Raw genomic sequence first — 18,319 nt, 5'->3', positions numbered from 1 at the left:
GGCTGCTGCGGCTCGGGCAGTAGGTCGAACCCATGCGGCGGACTTCCTCTCCTACGACGGTCGGTGCTGCTTGCTCAGCACTTCTGTCCGCCTCAACAGAGGTCCGCGACTCAACATTCCCGAACCTTTACCCCAGTGACCCGGATTACCCCAGTGACCCGGACCACTTCACGACCGCGTCCGTGATGACCTTCACGGCGTCCTCCTGCGTGATCGCGGCGCGTTTCGGCACGACGAAGCCGTGATCGCCGTACGGCACCTCGACGAGCTCGTGGGAGCCGTCCGGGAACTCCTCCGGCTTCCCGAAGGGGTCGTTGCCGCCCTGGACGACCAGGGTGGGCACCTGGGACCCCAGCAGTTCGTCGGCGCGGGACTTCTCGGGCCTGCCCGGCGGGTGCAGCGGGAAACTGAGGGCGAGGACGGCGTGCGCGCCCAGCTCGACGGCCGTACGGCAGGCCACGCGGGCCCCGGCGCTGCGCCCGCCGGAGATCACGGGCAGCCCGGCCTCAGCGACCGCGGGCCAGATCCCCCGCCACCCCACGTCCAGCGTCTTCGGCGCCGGCGCCAGCTTCTTCCCGGCCACCCGCCAGGGCTGCTCCACCAGGGCGACGCTCACACCGTGCCCCGGGAGCACCCTGGCCAGGGCCTGAAGGTCCCGCGCCTCGATGCCGCCGCCCGCGCCGTGGCCGACCGCCAGGACGAGGCGCGCCTTCCTCGCCGGGTGCCAGGTGAGGCGGGCGTCCCCCGCCTCGGTGCTGATGATCTCGGTCCTCACGCTAGAAGAGTGTGCCCTCTTCGGGCCCCTCCAGCTCCTTCAGCAGCTCCGGGCCGTTGTTGCGGACGTTGCTGACGGCCGTGCTCACCGGATAGGCCCGCATCAGGCCCTCGGGCGGCGGGGCGAGCAGGGAGCGCAGGTCTTCCACGTCGGTGCGGGACGGGTCGAGCCAGGAGTCCCAGCGGTCCGGGGTGAGCATGAGCGGCATCCGGGGGTGGATCTCGGCGAGCGTGCGCGGCCCGTCGGCCGGGGAGACGCCCAGCGGGCCCGTCTCCGCCTCCGTCGTGATCACCGAGCAGGTCACCCACCAGGCCTGCGGATGGTCGTCGGGCAGGGTCTTGTCCCGCCAGAACTCGTACAGCCCGGCCATCGCGAACACCGACCCGTCGGCGGGCAGCACGAAGTACGGCTGCTTGCGCGGCCGCTTCTTCTTGCCCTCGACCTCCAGATCCCGCTCCTGCGTGCCGGTGACCCACTCGTAGTAGCCGTCGGCGGGGATGATGCAGCGGCGCGTGGAGAAGGCCCGCTTGTACGACGGCTTCTCGTGCACCGTCTCGGCCCGCGCGTTGATCATCCGGGCCGCGCCCTCGGGGGTCTTCGACCAGCTCGGCACCAGCCCCCACTTCAGCTTCCGCAGCTGCCGAACCGGCTGGGGATCCTCCACGTCCTTAAGAGGACGGTCGAGGACGGCGTAGACCTCCTTGGTCGGGGCCACGTTGTAATCGGGTGCCAGTGTCTCCTCGGGCTCCCACTTCTCGACCTCAAAGATTCCTGCGAGATCCTCGGGCCCACGACTGGCTGCATACCGTCCGCACATACGTGCCACACTGCCAGACTCCGTACGACGAGAGGGAGCCACCGGGAAACATGGACAGCACCGCATCCACCGCGCTGCCCGACCTCTGGGACCGGCTCGTGGGCCTCCAGCCCGACCCCGATCTGTGGGTGGTGCTCGCCACCATGGTCGCGGCGCTGGCCATAGTGGTCCCGCACACCCTGTGGCGGGTCTCCCGCAACGCCATCACCATCGCCCACGAGGGCGGCCACGGTCTCGTCGCCCTGCTCACCGGCCGCCAGCTCACCGGCATCCGCCTGCACTCCGACACCAGCGGCCTCACCGTCAGCCGCGGCAAGCCCCACGGCCTCGGCATGATCCTCACCGCCGCGGCCGGCTACACCGCGCCGCCCCTGCTGGGCCTGGGCGGCGCCGCCCTGCTGGCCGCGGGCCGCATCACCCTGCTCCTCTGGGCGGCGACGGCCCTGCTCATCGCGATGCTCGTCATGATCCGCAACGCCTACGGCGCCCTGACGGTCGTCGTCACCGGCGGCACGTTCGTGGTCGTCTCCTGGCTGGCCGGCCCCCAGGTCCAGGCGGCCTTCGCCTACGCGGTGGTCTGGTTCCTGCTGCTGGGCGGGGTACGTCCCGCTTTCGAGTTGCAGGCGAAGCGGTCGCGGGGCGGGGCGGGGGATTCCGACGCGGACCAGCTGTCCCGTCTGACGCACGCACCGGCCGGCCTGTGGCTGTTCCTGTTCCACGCGGTGAGCCTGTGCTCGCTGATAGGCGGCGGCCGATGGTTGCTGGAGGTGTGACCAGCCATGACAGCGCTGCACCTGGAACACCACCCCCTACTAAAGTGACCCTATGGCTTTGAACCCCTCAGACACCGCCCTCTGGCCCGCCCCCCACGCGAGCGGAGCCGTCGACGCGACGGTCCACGTCCCGGGGTCCAAGTCGGTCACCAACCGCGCATTGGTCCTGGCCTCCCTCGCGAGCGAACCCGGCTGGCTCCGCCGCCCCCTGCGCTCCCGGGACACCCTCCTCATGGCCGCCGCCCTCCGCGAGATGGGCGTGGGCATCGAGGAGGGCGTGGGCCCCGACGGCACGGGCGAGAGCTGGCGCGTGCTGCCGGCGGGCCTGCGCGGCCCGGCGACCGTGGACGTCGGCAACGCCGGCACCGTGATGCGCTTCCTGCCCCCCGTCGCCGCCCTCGCCGACGGTGACATCCGCTTCGACGGCGACCCGAGGTCGTACGAACGCCCCCTGAACGGCGTGATCGACGCCCTGCGCGTCCTCGGCGCCCGCATCGACGACGACGGCCGGGGCGCGCTGCCGCTCACGGTGCACGGCGGCGGGGCGCTGGACGGCGGCCAGGTGGAGATCGACGCCTCGTCCTCGTCGCAGTTCGTCTCGGCGCTGCTGCTGTCCGGCCCGCGCTTCAACCAGGGGGTCGAGGTCCGGCACATCGGCGGCACCCTGCCCTCCATGCCGCACATCCGGATGACCGTCGACATGCTGCGCTCGGTCGGCGCGCAGGTGGACACCCCGGAGTCGGGCGGCGAGCCGAACGTGTGGCGGGTGACGCCGGGCGCGCTGCTGGGCCGGGACCTGACGGTCGAGCCGGATCTGTCCAACGCCCAGCCGTTCCTGGCGGCGGCGCTGGTGACCGGGGGCAAGGTCGTCGTCCCGGACTGGCCGGCCCGTACCACCCAGCCCGGTGACCGGCTGCGTGAGATCTTCACCGAAATGGGCGGTTCCTGCGAACTCACCGAGTACGGCCTGGCGTTCACCGGCTCGGGCTCGATCCACGGCATCGATGTCGACCTGAGCGAGGTCGGCGAGCTGACCCCCGGCATCGCGGCGGTCGCGGCCCTCGCGGACTCCCCCTCGACGCTGCGGGGCGTGGCCCATCTGCGGCTGCACGAGACGGACCGGCTGGCCGCGCTCACCAAGGAGATCAACGAACTCGGCGGTGACGTCACCGAGACCGCCGACGGTCTGCACATCCGGCCGCGCGCGCTGCACGGCGGGACCTTCCACACGTACGAGGACCACCGCATGGCGACGGCCGGCGCGATCATCGGCCTCGCGGTCGAGGGCGTGCGCATCGAGAACGTGGCGACGACGGCGAAGACCCTGCCGGACTTCCCGGACCTGTGGGCAGCGATGCTCGGGAGCGATGGGGCGTAGGGGACGTACGCCATGCGCCGCTACGGCAAGCACACCGACGAGGACGACATCCGCTCCCGCCCGAACCGCAAGGGCAACCGACCGCGTACGCACACCCGCCCCAAGCACGAGGACGCGGTCGAGGGCATGGTCCTCACCGTCGACCGGGGCCGCCTGACCTGCCTCGTCGACGACCGGATCGTCCTGGCGATGAAGGCCCGCGAGCTGGGCCGCAAGGCGGCCGTGGTCGGTGATCGGGTGTCCATCGTCGGCGATCTGACCGGCAAGAAGGACACCCTCGCCCGCATCGTCCGCATCGAGGACCGCAAGTCGGTCCTGCGTCGCACGGCGGACGACGACGACCCGTACGAGCGCGTGATCGTCGCCAACGCCGACCAGCTCGCCATCGTCACGGCCCTCGCCGACCCGGAACCCCGCCCGCGCCTGATCGACCGCTGCCTGGTGGCGGCGTTCGACGCGGGCCTGGAACCCCTGCTGGTCATGACCAAGTCGGACCTCGCCTCGCCCGACAAGCTGCTGGAGCTCTACGGCCACCTGGACATCCCGTACGTGGTCACCAGCCGTGCGGAACTGGAGAGCGGCGACGCGGTGGGCCGGGTCCGCGAGCAGCTCGACGGCAGGATCACCGCCTTCGTGGGTCACTCGGGTGTCGGCAAGACGACCTTGGTCAACTCGCTGGTCCCGGAGGAACGCCGCCGGCTGACCGGCCATGTGAACGCGGTGACGGGCCGCGGCCGCCACACCACGACCTCGGCGCTGGCCCTGCCGCTCGCGGGCGACGCGGGCTGGGTGATCGACACCCCGGGCCTGCGGTCGTTCGGTCTGCACCACGTGGACCCCTCCCGGGTGATCCTCGCCTTCCCCGACCTGGTGCCGGGAACCGAGGGCTGCCCGCGCGCGTGCAGTCATGATGAGCCGGACTGCGCGTTGGACCAGTGGGTGGCCGAGGGGCACGCCGATCCCGCCCGCCTCTACTCTCTGCGCCGGATGCTCTCCACGCGGGAGCGGACGGAGGGCGACTGAGGAAGTGGGCTGACCTCCGCGTTGTTTGCCCCCTCGCGGGTCAGGTAAAGGCATAATCGCACCGAGCCGGACATACGGGAGGACAGCACATGGCGTGGCTGCTGGTGGTGGTGGCCGGGTTGCTCGAGACCGGATTCGCCGTGTGTCTGAAGCTCTCGCACGGTTTCACGCGACTGTGGCCCACGATCGCGTTCTGCGTCTTCGCGCTCGGCAGCTTCGGTCTGCTGACCCTGTCGTTGAAGAAACTCGACGTGGGTCCGGCGTACGCCGTGTGGACGGGCATCGGCGCGGCGGGGACCGCGATCTACGGAATGATCTTCCTCGACGACCTGGTGTCGACGCTGAAGATCATCTCGATCAGCCTGGTCATCATAGGCGTGATCGGCCTTCAACTGTCGGGATCCTCGCACTAGTTCACCGGAGCGCCTCCCGGTCGGGGCGCCCGGTGTCAGGCGTACTGCCGGTGCAGCGCGCTGCGCACCAGATCCGCGACCCCGCCCTCGCCGGGCGGGGCCGCCACGCAGGACAGGGCGAGGCGGACGACGAGTTCGCAGGAGCGGGCGAGGTCGGAGAGGTCCGACTTGGGCGTGCCGGGACCGGAGAGGACCGTCACGGCGCGATCGCGCACCAGGGCCACGAAGTCACCGGGTGACGGCAGCGGGCCGTCCGCCCGGCGCTGCGCCGGCACGGCCGAGGAGGACGGCACGGCCTTCAGCGTCGGGGAGGGCAGCCGCTCGCTCCAGCAGCCGGTGAGCATGGCCCGTACGAGCGCGTTCTCCCGGGCGGTGGAGGCGGTCCACTCGGCGGTCGCGGTCAGCCGCTCCCGGGCGTCGCCGTGCGCGGTCAGCGCCCGCTCGACCCCGGTGAGATACCCGTCCGCCTCTCTCCTGACGAGCGCCCGGGCCAGCCCCTCCTTGCTCCCGAACTCGTTGTAGAGGGTCTGCCGGGACACTCCGGCCGTCGCGGCCACGTCCACCATCCGTACGGCGGCCCACGGTCGGCGCGCCAGCGCCGTGTAAGCGGCATCCAGCAGGGATTCCCGCGCTCCAGGCATCGTCGCCTCCCTGGGCGATCGGCTCTGCGCCCCAGATTTGACGCGCATGGAGGCACTGTCAAGGGTTCGCGAAGGTACGCGGGGGCGCCCTTCGGTCACCGCGAGCCACCCGGTCCGCCCCCTGTCCGCACCCCGGCCCCCCCGGTAGCCCCGCACCGACCACGGCAGATACCGTTCGTCACATGCCCGACTACCTCGACGACCTGCGTCTCGCCCATGTCCTCGCCGACGCGGCGGACGCCGGCACCATGGACCGCTTCAAGGCCCTCGACCTCAAGGTCGAGACGAAGCCGGACATGACTCCGGTGAGCGAGGCGGACAAGGCCGCCGAGGAACTCATCCGGGGCCATCTCAAGCGCGCCCGCCCCCGCGACGCGGTGCTCGGCGAGGAGTACGGCGTCGAGGGCACCGGCCCGCGCCGCTGGGTGATCGACCCGATCGACGGCACCAAGAACTACGTGCGCGGCGTACCCGTGTGGGCCACCCTCATCTCCCTGATGGAGGCGGCCGAGGGCGGCTACCGGCCCGTCGTGGGCGTGGTCTCCGCCCCGGCGCTCGGCCGCCGCTGGTGGGCCGCCAAGGGCAACGGCGCGTTCTCCGGCCGCAGTCTCACCTCGGCCTCCCGGCTGCACGTCTCCCGGGTCTCGAAGCTCTCGGACGCCTCCTTCGCGTACTCCTCGCTCACCGGCTGGGAGGACCAGGGGCGCCTGGGCGGCTTCCTGGACCTGACCCGTGAGGTGTGGCGCACGCGCGCGTACGGCGACTTCTGGCCGTACATGATGGTCGCCGAGGGCTCGGTCGACCTGTGCGCCGAGCCGGAGCTCTCCCTGTGGGACATGGCCGCGAACGCGATCATCGTGACGGAGGCGGGCGGCACCTTCACCGGCCTCGACGGCCGCCCGGGCCCCCACAGCGGCAACGCGGCCGCGTCGAACGGCCTGCTCCACGACGAGTTCCTCGGGTATCTCAACGAGCGCTACTAGCCGGGGGCGATCAACCGGCGCTTTCCACGAGCACAGATGAGCGCGCACGCCCTCAATCGGCGGCGCGCGCCCTCTTGTTGACCCTCGCTTTGCCTGCGACTCTGAGGGGACCCTCATTTGTGAACTTGTGAATCCCTGCACTAACAGGGATTCGTTGGAGGTGACTCCGCACCCATGCTCGTCCGCGACGCCATGAGCACGGTGGTCCTGACCATCGGACCCACCCACACCCTCCGCCAGGCCGCCGCCCTGATGTCCGCCCGCCGGGTGGGCGCGGCCGTCGTCCTGGATCCCGACGGCACCGGCATCGGCATCCTCACCGAACGCGACGTCCTCAACTCCGTCGGCCTGGGCCAGAGCCCGGACACGGAACACGCCCACGCGCACACCACCACCGACGTCGTCTTCGCCGCCCCGACCTGGACCCTGGAGGAGGCGGCACACGCGATGACCCACGGCGGCTTCCGACACCTGATCGTCCTGGACGGCGGCGAGCCCGTGGGCATCGTCTCGGTCCGCGACATCATCCGCTGCTGGGCGCCGGCACGACAGCGCGTCCCCGCCTGAGCACGGCACACGAACGGGCCGGGCTTCCCCGTGGACAGCCCGGCCCGTCCCACTCTTCGGCGGAAGCCGGCTTGGACTTTGTCCAAATCAAGCAGAGATCCAAATCAACACCTGTTCGGGTTCTGGTCACCTCTGCTGTTAAGCTGGCCCGTATGAGCGACCTTCTGGAACGACTGCGCGGACGCGGATGGCGGATGACCGCACAGCGGCGTGTCGTGGCCGAGGTCCTGGACGGCGAGCACGTCCACCTGACGGCCGACGAGGTCCACACCAGGGCCGTCGCCAAGCTGCCCGAGATCTCCCGGGCGACCGTCTACAACACCCTGGGCGAGCTGGTCACCCTCGGCGAAGTCCTCGAGGTCGCCACCGACAAGCGCGCCAAGCGGTACGACCCGAACGCGCACCAGCCGCACCACCACCTGGTCTGCGCCCAGTGCGGCGCCATCCGGGACGTCCACCCGACCGGCAACCCGCTGTCCGACCTCCCCGACTCGGAGCGCTTCGGCTTCACCGTCTCGGACGTCGAGGTGACGTACCGGGGCGTGTGCCCCAACTGCGCGGCGGCGTAGCCGCCCACACCGAGGCCCCGGCATCCTTCACGGAGGCCGGGGCTTTGTGCTGCCCGCGGGGTTCGGCGAATGTGCCGCCCGCAGGGTTCCTGAATCTGACGGACCGTCATATCGTCGTGCGGCCACCCCCTCTCCGTACCGCACTCCGCAAGGAGCAACCGTGGGAGATCCGCACCCGAAACCCACCCCTGGGGCTCCGCACCCCACCCTCCACGCCACCGGCCTGACCCGCACCTTCGGCCGCCCGCCCCGCTCCGTCGACGCGCTCGGCCCCCTGGACCTCACCGTCGCCCCCGGCGAGTTCGTCTGCCTGGTCGGCCCCTCGGGCTGCGGGAAGTCGACCCTGCTGCGCATCGCCGCGGGCCTGCTCCGCCCGAGCACGGGCACCCTGGAGATCCGCACGTCCGCGCCCCGCCCGGCCGCCATGATCTTCCAGGACTACGGCATCTACGACTGGAAGACGGTCCGCGCCAACGTCCGCTTCGGCCTGGACATCCAACGCGTCCCGCGCCGCGAGGCGAACGCCCGCGCCGACGGCTGGCTGGCCCGCATGGGCCTGGCGGACTTCGCGGACGCCTACCCGGCGACCCTCTCCGGCGGTATGCGCCAGCGCGTGGCGATCGCCCGGGCCCTGGCCGTGGAGCCGGAACTGCTGCTGATGGACGAGCCCTTTGCGGCCCTGGACGCCCAGCTCCGCATGATCCTCCAGGACGAGCTGCTGGACCTCACCCAGACCACCCGGACCACCACCCTCTTCATCACCCACAGCCTGGAGGAGGCGATCGTCCTCGGCGACCGCGTCCTGGTGATGTCCGCCCGCCCGGGCCGGCTCCTCGCCGAGCACCGCCCGCCCTTCCCGCGCCCCCGCACCGGCGACATCCGCTCCGCCCCCGAGTTCACCTCCCTGAAGAGCGAGTTGTGGGACCTGCTGCGCAAGGAGGCGGTCCCGGCATGACGACGACCGTGAAGGCACCGGCCGAGTCGCTCCTGGTCCGCAGCCCGGGCCCCCGGGAACTCGACCCCCAACGCGCGCACCGCCGTCGGCGCGCCCTGGAACTGACCCTGGCGGTCGCCGTCCCCCTGCTGCTGGTCCTGCTGTGGCAACTGGCCGCCACCCGGGCCTGGATCGACGACCGCGTCTACCCCGCCCCCTCCACGATCCTGGCCGACGGCTGGGACCGCGCCGCCGCCGGCGACCTGTGGCCGGACGTGTGGGCGACCCTGAAGCGCGTCCTGGCCGGCTACGCCGTCGGCACGGCCGCGGGCTACGCGCTGGGCCTGCTGATGGGCTCGCTGTCCCTGGTGCGCGCGGCCCTGGAACCACTGCTGGACGCCCTGTACGTCGTCCCCAAGCTGGCCCTGCTGCCGATCTTCCTGAACATGTTCGGCCTGGGCGAGGGCCCGCAGGTGGCCCTGGTGGCGACGACGGTGTTCTTCTTCGTGTGGATCTCGACCATGTCGGCGGTCATGCAGATCCCCTCCGGCCACCGCGACGCGGGCCAGGTCTTCGGCGCCTCCCCCTGGCAGATGTTCCGCCACGTCCTGCTCCCGGCCTCCCTCCCGTCCGTCCTGGTCGGCGCCCGGATCGCGGCGGGCGTGGCGGTGCTGGTGATCGTCGCCTCGGAACAGATCGCCGCGACGAACGGCCTGGGCCATCTCATCTTCGACTCGCGCGCCCTCTTCCAGAACGACGTGATGTTCGTCGGCATCGTCTGCGTGGCCGTCCTGGGCGTGCTCTTCTCCGAACTGATCCGACTGGTGGGCCGGTTGCTCACCCCCTGGGCACCCAGGGACCGAGGACGGGGGCAGTCATGAGGAGACGTCCGTACGGTGCCGTGGTCGCCGTCGGCGCACTGCTGGCGTCGGCCGCGTGTGCGTCACCGGCCGGGGAGGGCACCGCGTCGAAGGCGGGCACGCAGACGCGCACGATCCGCCCCGTGACGGGCTGCGCCGCCCCTTCCTGGACCGCCCCCTCCGACCTCTCCCCCACCCGCCGCCCGGCCCGCTGCGCCCCCGGCACACCGGCCCCGCGGCCCCTGTCCGAGTCCCGCGAGCTGACGATCGCCACCGGCACACTGAGCGCCGAGTACGTGGCACCTCTCCAAGTGGCCCTGGACAAAGGCGAGTTCAAGAAGGAGGGGCTGGACGTCACCCTCAAGGTCCTGCCGACCCCCGACGCCCTGCCCCTCCTTGCGAAGGGTGACATCGACGCGCTCTGGGCGGCCCCGGAGGCGGCCGTCATGAACGGCGTCCACGGCGGCTTCGACATCCGATGGGTGGCGGGCAACTTCTCGCCCGCTCCCACCTCGAAGAGCGGCCTGTGGGTGCGGCTGAAGGACGGCGAGAGCGCGGACCGCGTGGCGATGGCCGGCCGCAAACTCGGCACGATGATCGGCAAGGGCTCGGTCATCGCGTACCCCATGGAGAAGGCCCTGGAAAAGCACGGCGGCGGCCTCGACGAGATCCAGTACCAACAGCTCGGCTCGGCCGACGTCCTCACCGCCCTACAGAACGGAGGCGTCGACTCCGCCTGGCTCCTCGACCCGGTCTGGCGCAGGGTCGACGGCACCCCCGGCTACGCCTTCCTCGGCGGCCAGCCTCCCGGCGAGCCCCTGGGCGGCCTGCTCTACGGCCCGAGCCTCCTGAACGACGACGTGGACGCGGGCGTGGCTCTCGTCCGCGCCTACATCCGCACGGTGAACACCTACTTCGCGGCCGACTACAAGAAGAACGCGACCTTCGTCACCTACCTGGCGCGTCTCCTGCGGTCCGACGCGAAGATCCTCGCCTCGACCCCGTCCCTCCGCATGGACTGGGAGATCCGCGCCGGCACGACGGACCGCCTCCAGTCCGCCTACCGCGCCCAAGGCGTCTTCGAGGGCGACCCCCTCCCGGAATCCAGGACGGTCGACAGGTCCCTCTACGCCGAAGCAGTGGGCCACCGCCCCTGACAAGTACCAAGGGAAAAAGCACCGAGGGCCGGAACCCTTTCGGATTCCGGCCCTCGGCCTTCAGTAGCGGGGACAGGATTTGAACCTGCGACCTCTGGGTTATGAGCCCAGCGAGCTACCGAGCTGCTCCACCCCGCGTCGATGAATGCAACGTTACGTGAAGGGAGCCACCAGAAGCAAATCGATTACCCGACAGCATCACCCCAGGTCAGCACCGGCCAGGCCGCTGTCAGCCCGTCCGGCGTTTGAGGACGAGGCCCCTTAAGGGCCGATACGGGGGTCCAGGGGGCGGAGCCCCTTGGAACGGCGGGGCCGAAGGGGCGGCAGCCCCTGGGGATGGGACGGGCAGGGGCGGCGGGGGCGGAAACACCGAGACGGCAACCACAGTCACCGAGCAACCGACAACCCACCCCTACCCCAGGTACTCCAGGTACCCCAGGGGACCGTCACCGCGGCGTCACGCCGACAGCTCCTGCCGCAACGCGTCCCGCAGCCGGGCGGCCCGCTCGGCCACCTCCCCCGGCCCGAGCGTCACCGCGCGATCGGCCCACCGCTGCCCCTCCGCCAGCTCACCACGACGCGCGTAGACGAGGGCCAACCGCAACGCCGCCCGCCCGTGCCCCGCGTCGGCGGCCCGGGTCCACCACACGGCGGCCTCCGGCTCACTTCCCTCGCGCGCCAGCAGCAGTCCGAGATTGAAGGCCCCGTTCCGGGACCCGGCCTCCGCCGCCTCCCGGTACCACCGCGCCGCCTCGACCACGTCGCCCCGCGCGGCGGCCAGCATCCCGACCCGCACCTGCGCCCGCCGATGCCCCTGGGACGCCGCCCGCTCGTACCACTCCTCGCACTCGGTCTTCTCGTGCGCCGGCTCCCCCAGCTCGTGCGAGGGCGCCGGCGGGCGCCGCGCGTCCAGCACGGTCGCCAGCCGGTACGCGGCCTCGGTGCTCCCCCCGCCCGCGGCGCACCGCAGATGCCGCTCGGCGGCGAGCTCGTCCCCGTCCCGCAGCCGCGCGATCCCGACCTGGAGGGCAGCCTCCGTGTGCCCGGCGGCCGCCGCCCGCTCGTACCACCGCAGCGCCTCGGCGGCGTCCTCCCGGGAGTCCCGCCCGGCGAAGAGGATCCCGAGGTTGAACGCGGCGTCCACGCTCCCGGCCTCCGCGGCCTTGGAGAACCACGGCTCGGCCCCGGCCGCGTCCCCGACCTGGAGCAGCAGGATCGCCAGCGCGTTGGCCGCCTCGCGATGCCCGGCGTAGGCGGCGCGCCGGTACCACTGCTCGGCCTGCGCGGTACGCCCTTGCTCGGCGCAGAGCAGCCCGAGGTTGTACGCGCCATTGTCGTCGCCGGCGTCCATCGCGGCCCGGTACCAGCGCTCGGCGGTCTGCTGCTCCCCGCGCTCGGCGTGCAGCGCGCCCAGCGCGTTGGCGGCGTTGCCGTCGCCCTCCTGCGCGGCCCGGAGCCACCACAGCGCGGCGTTCTCGGTGTCGCCCGCGTCGCGGAGCAGGAATCCGAGCGCGCAGGCGGCCCGCACCTCGCCGTCCTTGGCGGAGGTCAGGTACCAGCGCCCGGCCTCCTTGAGCTCGCCGCGCTTCTCCAGGATGGCGCCGAGGTGCAGCGCGCCCCGGCGGTGTCCGCGCGCGGCGGCCTGCCGGTACCACTGCTCGGCCTCCTCCAGCAGCGCGGCGTCGGCGTCGGCACCGCTCTCCTGCGCGTGTCCCGCCTTGCGGTCGAGGGCCCGCGCCAGCCGGTAGGCGGCCTCCCGGTGCCCCCGCTCGGCGGCGACCCGCATCCACTGCTCGGCCTTCGGGTCGTTCCGGTGCTCCAGCAGGTCGGCGAGCGCGTAGGCGCCGAGCGTGTGCCCCTGCTCGGCGGACTGGCGCAGCCAGTACTCGGCGGCGGGCTCGTCGCCCCGCTCGCGGTGGTACCGGCCCAGCGCGTGCGCGGCCGCGGCGGATCCGGCGACCGCGGCGATCCGCCACCATCCGGCGGCCTCGTCGCCGTAGCCGCGCTGGTGAAGAAGGACTCCGAGGTTGTTGGCGGCGGCACGGTCACCGGCCGCGGTGGCGGCACGCAGATGGGACTCGGCTCCGTCGAGATCTCCGCGGCGCAGCAGCATGGCCCCGAGGACGCTCATCGCCTCGACGTCACCGGCCTCCGCGGCGAGCCTCTGGCGGACCTCCTCGGCGGCATCGTCAGCCGCCTCCCCGGCCTCCACCGGCCCGGAAGGCTGCACAAAACGCCCTGTCTCGAACAGAGTTGCCTTGTCCCCCATAACGTCCATCGTCGCACCACCTGCAACCTGGGTACACCTGGTATACCGCAGCCATTGAGGTCACTACAGCGTTTTGTCGACATGCCCACAGAGAGACAAGTCAAACACAGAACCCCCCAACTCCCCTCGGCGGCACGGCCGTCCCAGGTCCCGGCACATGCGTTCGCACGCAACGAAGGCCCGGATCCTTTTCAGGATCCGGGCCTTCGCCGGCCTACGACCGATGTCGTCGACTTCAGTAGCGGGGACAGGATTTGAACCTGCGACCTCTGGGTTATGAGCCCAGCGAGCTACCGAGCTGCTCCACCCCGCGCCGTTGTTTGACAACCGTACCACGGCGCGGGATGGGCTCTTGACCACGAAGCGGCAGCTCAGGCCTTGATCAGCCGCTGATGGCCCGCTGCGTCAGCCGCTCGGGCTGGCGCTGGGACTCGGACTACTGGTGCCTCCACCGCTCTTGTCGGCCCGGTTCTGCGCCTCCTCGGCCCTCCGCAGCGCGTCCTCCAGGTCCTTCTGCGCCTCGCCGTACGCCACCCAGTCGTTCTTCTTCAGGGCTTCCTGGCCGGCGTCGAAGGCCTTCTGAGCGTCGTTCAACGCCTGTTGGACCGTCGGGTTGGTGGACGACGGTGGTGGAGTGGTCGTGTCGCCGTCGTCCGCCGGTGGTGGTGGCTCGGTGATCGCGCCGTCCGCCCCGAAGACCTTGTTGAGGGCGGCGCCGAGTGTGTCCTCGAAGGCGGTGTTGCCTCCGTAGGTCACCAACACCTTGCGCAGCAGTGGGTACTTGAGGCCGCCACCGCGGACGTAGACGGGCTCCACATAGAGCAGCTCGCCGTCCAGGGGCACCGCCAGCAGGTTGCCGTACTCCACCGTCGAGTCACCGCGGTTCAGCAGGCTGATGGTTTCCGCGATGTCCGGTTTGGAGTTGAACTGGCTCTGCACCTGTTTGGGCCCGTTGACCGTCGTGTTGGTCGGCAGTTTCAGGATTCTGATCTTGCCGTAGTCACTGGTACCCGCCTCGGCGTCGATCGTCATGAACGCGCTGAGGTTGTCCCGGCCGTTGGGCGTGAACGTCGTCGTCAGGGAGAACACCTGCGACGACTGGTCGGGCATCTTCATGCTCAGGTAGTACGGCGGCACCGCGTTGCCCGACTTGTTGGTCGGGTCGTCCGGCACCTGCCACACCTCGCTGCCGCTGAGGAACGTCTGGGCGTCCTCGACGTGGTAGCGGCTGAGCAGTTCGCGCTGGACCTTGAACAGGTCCTGCGGGTACCGCAGATGGGCCATGAGCGCGTCCGGGATGTCGCCCCTGGGCTCGACCGTGCCCGGGAACGCCTTCATCCAGGTCTTCAGGACCGGGTCCTTGGTGTCCCACTGGAAGAGCTTGACCTCGCCGGTGTAGGCGTCGACCGTCGCCTTCACCGAGTTGCGGATGTAGTTGACCTGGTTCTGCTGGGCCACCACCGCACGCGAGTTGTTGGTCGCGGTCAGCGAGTCGGCCGTCGTGTCGCCCAGGGTGGTACGGGAGGCGTACGGATAGCCGTTGGTGGTCGTGTACGCGTCGACGATCCACTGGATCTTGCCGCCCACGACCGCCGGGTAGGCGTCACCGTCGATGGTCAGCCACGGGGCGACCGCCTCCACGCGCTCCTTGGGAGTGCGGTTGTACAGGATCCGCGAACCCTCCCCGATGGCACCGGAGTAGAGGATCTGCGGCTCGTTGAAGGCCGCCGCGTACGCCGCGCGGTTGATCGGGCTGGAGAGGTTGACCCCGCTCTTGCCGGTGTAGCTGAAGGTCTTCTCACCGTTGTCGTCGGAGTAGTCGATCTCCTTCTGGGGACCGCCGACGATCGAGTAGGTGGAGGTCTTCTCGCCGTAGTAGACCCGCTGCTGGTACGTGCCGAGGTCGCCCTTGGAGGGCAGGTCGGACTCGGTGAAGACCGGGCGGCCCTGCGAGTCGGCCTCGGTGCCCTTGGCGGCGACCACGCCGTAGCCGTGGGTGTACCGGAAGTGGTCGTTGATCCAGTTGTTCTTCGGGATGCCGGCGAGGTTCAGCTCACGCAGACCGATGACCGTGTCCTGGTCGCTGCCGTCCTTGCTGTAGCGGTCGACATCCAGGTTGGTCGGGAACGCGTAGTAGTTCCGGATCTGCTGGAGCTGCTGGAAGGTCGGCGAGACGATGTTCGGGTCCATGATGCGGATGCTCGCCGCGTCGGTGGCGTCGTCGCGCAGCTTGGTCTTGTCCGTGGTGGTGGACTTGCCCGCGTACTCGGTGACCTTGGCGTCGTCGATGCCGTAGGCCTCACGCGTCGCCTTGAGGTTCTTCGCGACGTACGGCGCTTCCTTGGCCTGCTCGTTCGGCTGGACCTGGAACTTCTGGACGATCGCCGGGTACAGGCCGCCGATGAGGATGGCCGACAGCACCATCAGGCCGAAGCCGATCACGGGCAGCTGCCAGGTGCGCCGCCACAGCGTGGCGAAGAACAGCAGGGCGCAGATGACGGCGATGCAGAACAGGATCGTCTTGGCCGGCAGATAGGCGTTGGCGTCGACGTACCTCAGGCCCGTCCAGTTGTCGGTGGCCTTGAAGTCGCTCGACTTCACGGCCAGTCCGTACCGGTCGAGCCAGTAGGCGACCGCCTTCAGGGCGACGAAGATGCCGAGCAGCACCGACAGATGACCGGTCGCGGCGGCCGTGGCCCGCGCGCCCGGAGAGGTGACCCGGAGCCCGCCGTACAGGTAGTGGGTGAGCGCGGCGGCGATCACGGAGAGGATCGCGGCGGCGAAGCCGAAGCCGAGCAGGAACCGGTACCAGGGCAGGTCGAAGGCGTAGAACGAGACGTCGAGGTGGAACTGCGGGTCCTTCTGGTGGAAGGGCACGCCGTTGACCCACATCAGCCACGTCCGCCACTGGCCGGAGGCGGAGGCGCCCGCGATCAGCCCGACCAGGGACGTGATCCCGAGCAGCAGCCACTTCTTGTAGGGCGAGATGCCCATCCGGTAGCGGTCGAGGCTCTGCTGCTCCATCGACATGGCGCTCAGCGGCGGACGCAGCCGGTGTGCCAGCCAGATGTTGAAGCCGACCGCGAAGGCCATGAGCAGGCCGAAGACGAAGAACAGTCCGATCTTGGTCCACAGCGTGGTCGTGAACACGGACGAGTAGTTCACCGACCGGTACCAGAGCCAGTCCGTCCAGAACCCGGCGAACATGGTGAACGCCATGCCGAGAACGGCAAGGACGCCCAGCGTCATGAGCAGGGTCCGGACACGCCGGGACGGGCGGCCCACTCTGATCCGTGGCCCCGTCGGGCCTCCGCCGCGGTCCGGCATCTGGAAAGCCAAGGTGCGCACCTCGAAGTTCGCTGTTGATCCGTCAGACCCGCGTGTTCACGGGCCGTGGCATGGGCCTCGTGATCGTAGGCCCCCACCTATGCAACTTACTCACGCTTTACTCGGTTCCCGATTCCGGCCGGGAACGAGGCAGGATTGTGACCATGTCCAACACTCCCATGGCGGCGAGCCCGCTGACCCGGGCGGTCCTCGAGATCGACGAGTACGCCTCCGGCCTCGGCTGGGACCAGCCCGCCCGCCTCTTCGCCCTCGTAGACACCACCCGGCTGAAGACCCAGGAACCCGCCCTCGCCGCCCAGCTCGGCCTTGATGAGGAGCAGACCACCGGCCTCACCCCGATCGAGCAGGACGAAATTCCAACGGGCAAACCGCTCGACGAGTTCCTGGGCACGATCGCCTGGCCCGACGCGGTGGTCGGCTGCGCGCTCACGGTGGAGCGTCTGATGCTGCCGCCGTCCGCCGAGGCGTCCGTCCCGGAAGGGCTGAGCGAGCACAAACTCACCCAGTGGGTGGCCGAGCATCCGGACCGTCAGGAGGTCCGGATGACGGTCGCGGTCCTGCGCAACGGCACACGCGACTCGGCACTGCGGCTGCGCGAGAAGGACTCCCCGACGGAGGTCCTCACGGGCGGCGACCTGGTGCCCGGCCTCGCGGAGGCACTGGCGGCGACGTTCGAGGAGTAGCCCCGCGGGCTACTTCGTCGTGCACTCGGGCAGGTCGGCGGTGTCGCCGCCGCGGATGTCCTTCAGCGCGGTCAGGGCGTCGTCGATGGTGTTCACCTTGACGAGGGTGAGGCCCGCGGGGGTGTCACTGGCGGCGGCCGCGCAGTTGTCGGCGGGAGTGAGGAAGTAGCGGGCGCCCTTGGCGCGCGCGCCGACCGTCTTCATCTCGATGCCGCCGATCGGGCCGACCTTGCCGGCGTCGTCGATCGTCCCCGTACCGGCCACGAACGTGCCGCCGGTCAGGCTGCCCGGGGTGAGCTTGTCGTAGATGCCGAGCGCGAACATCAGGCCCGCGCTCGGGCCGCCGACGTCGGCGAGCTTGATGTCGATGGTGAACGGGAAGGTGTGGTCCGTCCCCGCGGAGATCCCGACGATGGCGCGCTTCTCGCCCTCGTCGTCGGAGGCCTTGGTGGTGATGGTGACCTTCTGCGTCCTGGTCGCCGTCCGGTTCTCCTTCTCCGCGGCGGCCTGCTCCTTGGCGGGCACGATCGTGAAGACGACGTCCTGGCCGGGCTTGTGCTTGGTCACCAGCTCGGCCACGTCGGAGGGCTGCTTCACCGTCGTACCGTCGACGGCCTTGATCACATCACCGGCGTGCAGCCTGCCCTCCGCCGGGGAGCCCTTGACGACGGTCGAGGCGATCACCCAGGACTTCACGGGGACGTCCAGCTCCTTCAGGGCGGCGACCTTGGCGCTCTCCTGGGACTGGCTGAACTCCTCGGCGTTCTCCTGGGTGGACTGCTCCTCGGTCTTGCCGTCGGGGTAGAGCGTGTCGTGCGGCACGACCTTGTTGTCGTGGGCGAGCCATCCGTAGACGGCCTCGACGAGGTTCATCCTGTAGTCGGCGCTGGTGACCCGCACGGTGGTCATGTTCAGGTGGCCGCTCGTCGCGTACGTCTTCCGCCCGGAGATCTGGAGCACCGGCTCGCCGTCGTGGTCCCCGAGGGTGTTCACCGTCGGACCCGGAGACATCTCCGAATACGGCACATTGATGAAGACTCCCGCACACAGGAGCGCGATCAGCATCAGGGTGGAGGCGAGCATCGTCGCGGTGCGGCGTGGCATGGCACGACAGTACGGGACGCTCCTG

At 70.5% G+C, this 18,319-nt stretch carries 17 protein-coding genes and 2 tRNA genes; 11 read left to right on the top strand and 8 right to left on the bottom strand.

What is annotated here, in order from left to right; translation table 11 throughout:
- Positions 1–145: 145 nt before the first annotated feature.
- Both SLINC_RS29820 and SLINC_RS29815 read right to left on the bottom strand, forming a co-directional pair.
- The gene (locus SLINC_RS29820; protein WP_067439293.1) at positions 146–775 is read right to left on the bottom strand and encodes an alpha/beta hydrolase family protein; all 630 of its coding nucleotides are present in this window, start codon (positions 773–775) and stop codon (positions 146–148) included.
- A 1-nt stretch (position 776) separates the two neighbouring features.
- A complete protein-coding gene (locus SLINC_RS29815) occupies positions 777–1,592 on the bottom strand; it encodes an SOS response-associated peptidase (RefSeq protein ID WP_079164798.1) in 816 nt (271 codons plus the stop codon).
- A gap of 50 nt (positions 1,593–1,642) precedes the next feature.
- Between SLINC_RS29815 and SLINC_RS29810 the strand changes: the two genes are divergently transcribed.
- The 4 genes from SLINC_RS29810 to SLINC_RS29795 all read left to right on the top strand — a co-directional run bounded on the left by SLINC_RS29810 (position 1,643) and on the right by SLINC_RS29795 (position 5,179).
- Positions 1,643–2,365 (top strand): M50 family metallopeptidase, encoded by a 723-nt coding sequence (locus SLINC_RS29810; protein ID WP_067439289.1) that lies wholly within the window; start codon positions 1,643–1,645, stop codon positions 2,363–2,365.
- A gap of 52 nt (positions 2,366–2,417) precedes the next feature.
- Complete coding sequence (aroA, locus tag SLINC_RS29805; protein ID WP_067439286.1) at positions 2,418–3,743, top strand: 3-phosphoshikimate 1-carboxyvinyltransferase; 1,326 nt, start codon at positions 2,418–2,420, stop codon at positions 3,741–3,743.
- 12 nt (positions 3,744–3,755) lie between these two features.
- The gene (gene rsgA, locus SLINC_RS29800; protein WP_067439283.1) at positions 3,756–4,766 is read left to right on the top strand and encodes a ribosome small subunit-dependent GTPase A; all 1,011 of its coding nucleotides are present in this window, start codon (positions 3,756–3,758) and stop codon (positions 4,764–4,766) included.
- Between the two features lie 89 nt (positions 4,767–4,855).
- Positions 4,856–5,179, top strand: a complete 324-nt coding sequence (locus tag SLINC_RS29795) for a DMT family transporter (RefSeq protein WP_067439280.1) — start codon at positions 4,856–4,858, stop codon at positions 5,177–5,179.
- A gap of 35 nt (positions 5,180–5,214) precedes the next feature.
- Here the strand turns inward: SLINC_RS29795 and SLINC_RS29790 are convergent, their stop codons facing one another.
- Positions 5,215–5,820 carry a TetR/AcrR family transcriptional regulator gene (locus SLINC_RS29790; protein WP_067439278.1) on the bottom strand — a complete coding sequence of 202 codons (606 nt, stop codon included), beginning with the start codon at positions 5,818–5,820 and terminating at the stop codon, positions 5,215–5,217.
- A 182-nt stretch (positions 5,821–6,002) separates the two neighbouring features.
- Between SLINC_RS29790 and hisN the strand changes: the two genes are divergently transcribed.
- The 6 genes from hisN (at position 6,003) to SLINC_RS29760 (ending at position 10,890) form a co-directional block, all read left to right on the top strand.
- The gene (hisN, locus tag SLINC_RS29785; protein ID WP_067439275.1) at positions 6,003–6,803 is read left to right on the top strand and encodes a histidinol-phosphatase; all 801 of its coding nucleotides are present in this window, start codon (positions 6,003–6,005) and stop codon (positions 6,801–6,803) included.
- 174 nt (positions 6,804–6,977) lie between these two features.
- The gene (locus SLINC_RS29780; protein ID WP_067439272.1) at positions 6,978–7,370 is read left to right on the top strand and encodes a CBS domain-containing protein; all 393 of its coding nucleotides are present in this window, start codon (positions 6,978–6,980) and stop codon (positions 7,368–7,370) included.
- A 152-nt stretch (positions 7,371–7,522) separates the two neighbouring features.
- Positions 7,523–7,939, top strand: coding sequence for a Fur family transcriptional regulator (locus tag SLINC_RS29775; RefSeq protein ID WP_067439269.1), 417 nt, complete (start codon positions 7,523–7,525; stop codon positions 7,937–7,939).
- A 160-nt stretch (positions 7,940–8,099) separates the two neighbouring features.
- Positions 8,100–8,894 (top strand): ABC transporter ATP-binding protein, encoded by a 795-nt coding sequence (locus SLINC_RS29770; RefSeq protein ID WP_067439266.1) that lies wholly within the window; start codon positions 8,100–8,102, stop codon positions 8,892–8,894.
- Positions 8,891–9,754, top strand: coding sequence for an ABC transporter permease (locus SLINC_RS29765; protein WP_067439263.1), 864 nt, complete (start codon positions 8,891–8,893; stop codon positions 9,752–9,754). Before SLINC_RS29770 ends, SLINC_RS29765 begins: the two co-directional genes overlap by 4 nt.
- Positions 9,751–10,890 carry an ABC transporter substrate-binding protein gene (locus SLINC_RS29760; protein ID WP_067439260.1) on the top strand — a complete coding sequence of 380 codons (1,140 nt, stop codon included), beginning with the start codon at positions 9,751–9,753 and terminating at the stop codon, positions 10,888–10,890. Before SLINC_RS29765 ends, SLINC_RS29760 begins: the two co-directional genes overlap by 4 nt.
- Before the next feature lie 64 nt (positions 10,891–10,954).
- On the opposite strand, the gene SLINC_RS29755 is transcribed toward SLINC_RS29760, so the two are convergent.
- The 4 genes from SLINC_RS29755 to SLINC_RS29740 all read right to left on the bottom strand — a co-directional run bounded on the left by SLINC_RS29755 (position 10,955) and on the right by SLINC_RS29740 (position 16,486).
- Positions 10,955–11,028 (bottom strand) — tRNA-Met (locus tag SLINC_RS29755).
- A 319-nt stretch (positions 11,029–11,347) separates the two neighbouring features.
- Complete coding sequence (locus tag SLINC_RS29750; protein WP_079164797.1) at positions 11,348–13,168, bottom strand: tetratricopeptide repeat protein; 1,821 nt, start codon at positions 13,166–13,168, stop codon at positions 11,348–11,350.
- 230 nt (positions 13,169–13,398) lie between these two features.
- Positions 13,399–13,472: transfer RNA gene (locus SLINC_RS29745), tRNA-Met, on the bottom strand.
- 92 nt (positions 13,473–13,564) lie between these two features.
- Positions 13,565–16,486, bottom strand: coding sequence for a UPF0182 family membrane protein (locus tag SLINC_RS29740; protein WP_067439254.1), 2,922 nt, complete (start codon positions 16,484–16,486; stop codon positions 13,565–13,567).
- 164 nt (positions 16,487–16,650) lie between these two features.
- Here SLINC_RS29740 and SLINC_RS29735 point away from each other — a divergent pair, with 164 nt between their 5' ends.
- Positions 16,651–17,190 (top strand): PPA1309 family protein, encoded by a 540-nt coding sequence (locus SLINC_RS29735; protein ID WP_067439251.1) that lies wholly within the window; start codon positions 16,651–16,653, stop codon positions 17,188–17,190.
- A gap of 9 nt (positions 17,191–17,199) precedes the next feature.
- Here the strand turns inward: SLINC_RS29735 and SLINC_RS29730 are convergent, their stop codons facing one another.
- Entirely contained in the window at positions 17,200–18,294 is a 1,095-nt protein-coding gene (locus tag SLINC_RS29730; protein WP_067439248.1) for a YlbL family protein, read from the bottom strand.
- Positions 18,295–18,319: the final 25 nt, after the last annotated feature.

The organism is Streptomyces lincolnensis, assembly GCF_001685355.1.
Classification (GTDB): domain Bacteria; phylum Actinomycetota; class Actinomycetes; order Streptomycetales; family Streptomycetaceae; genus Streptomyces; species Streptomyces lincolnensis.
This window is presented reverse-complemented; position numbering and strand designations above follow the sequence as displayed.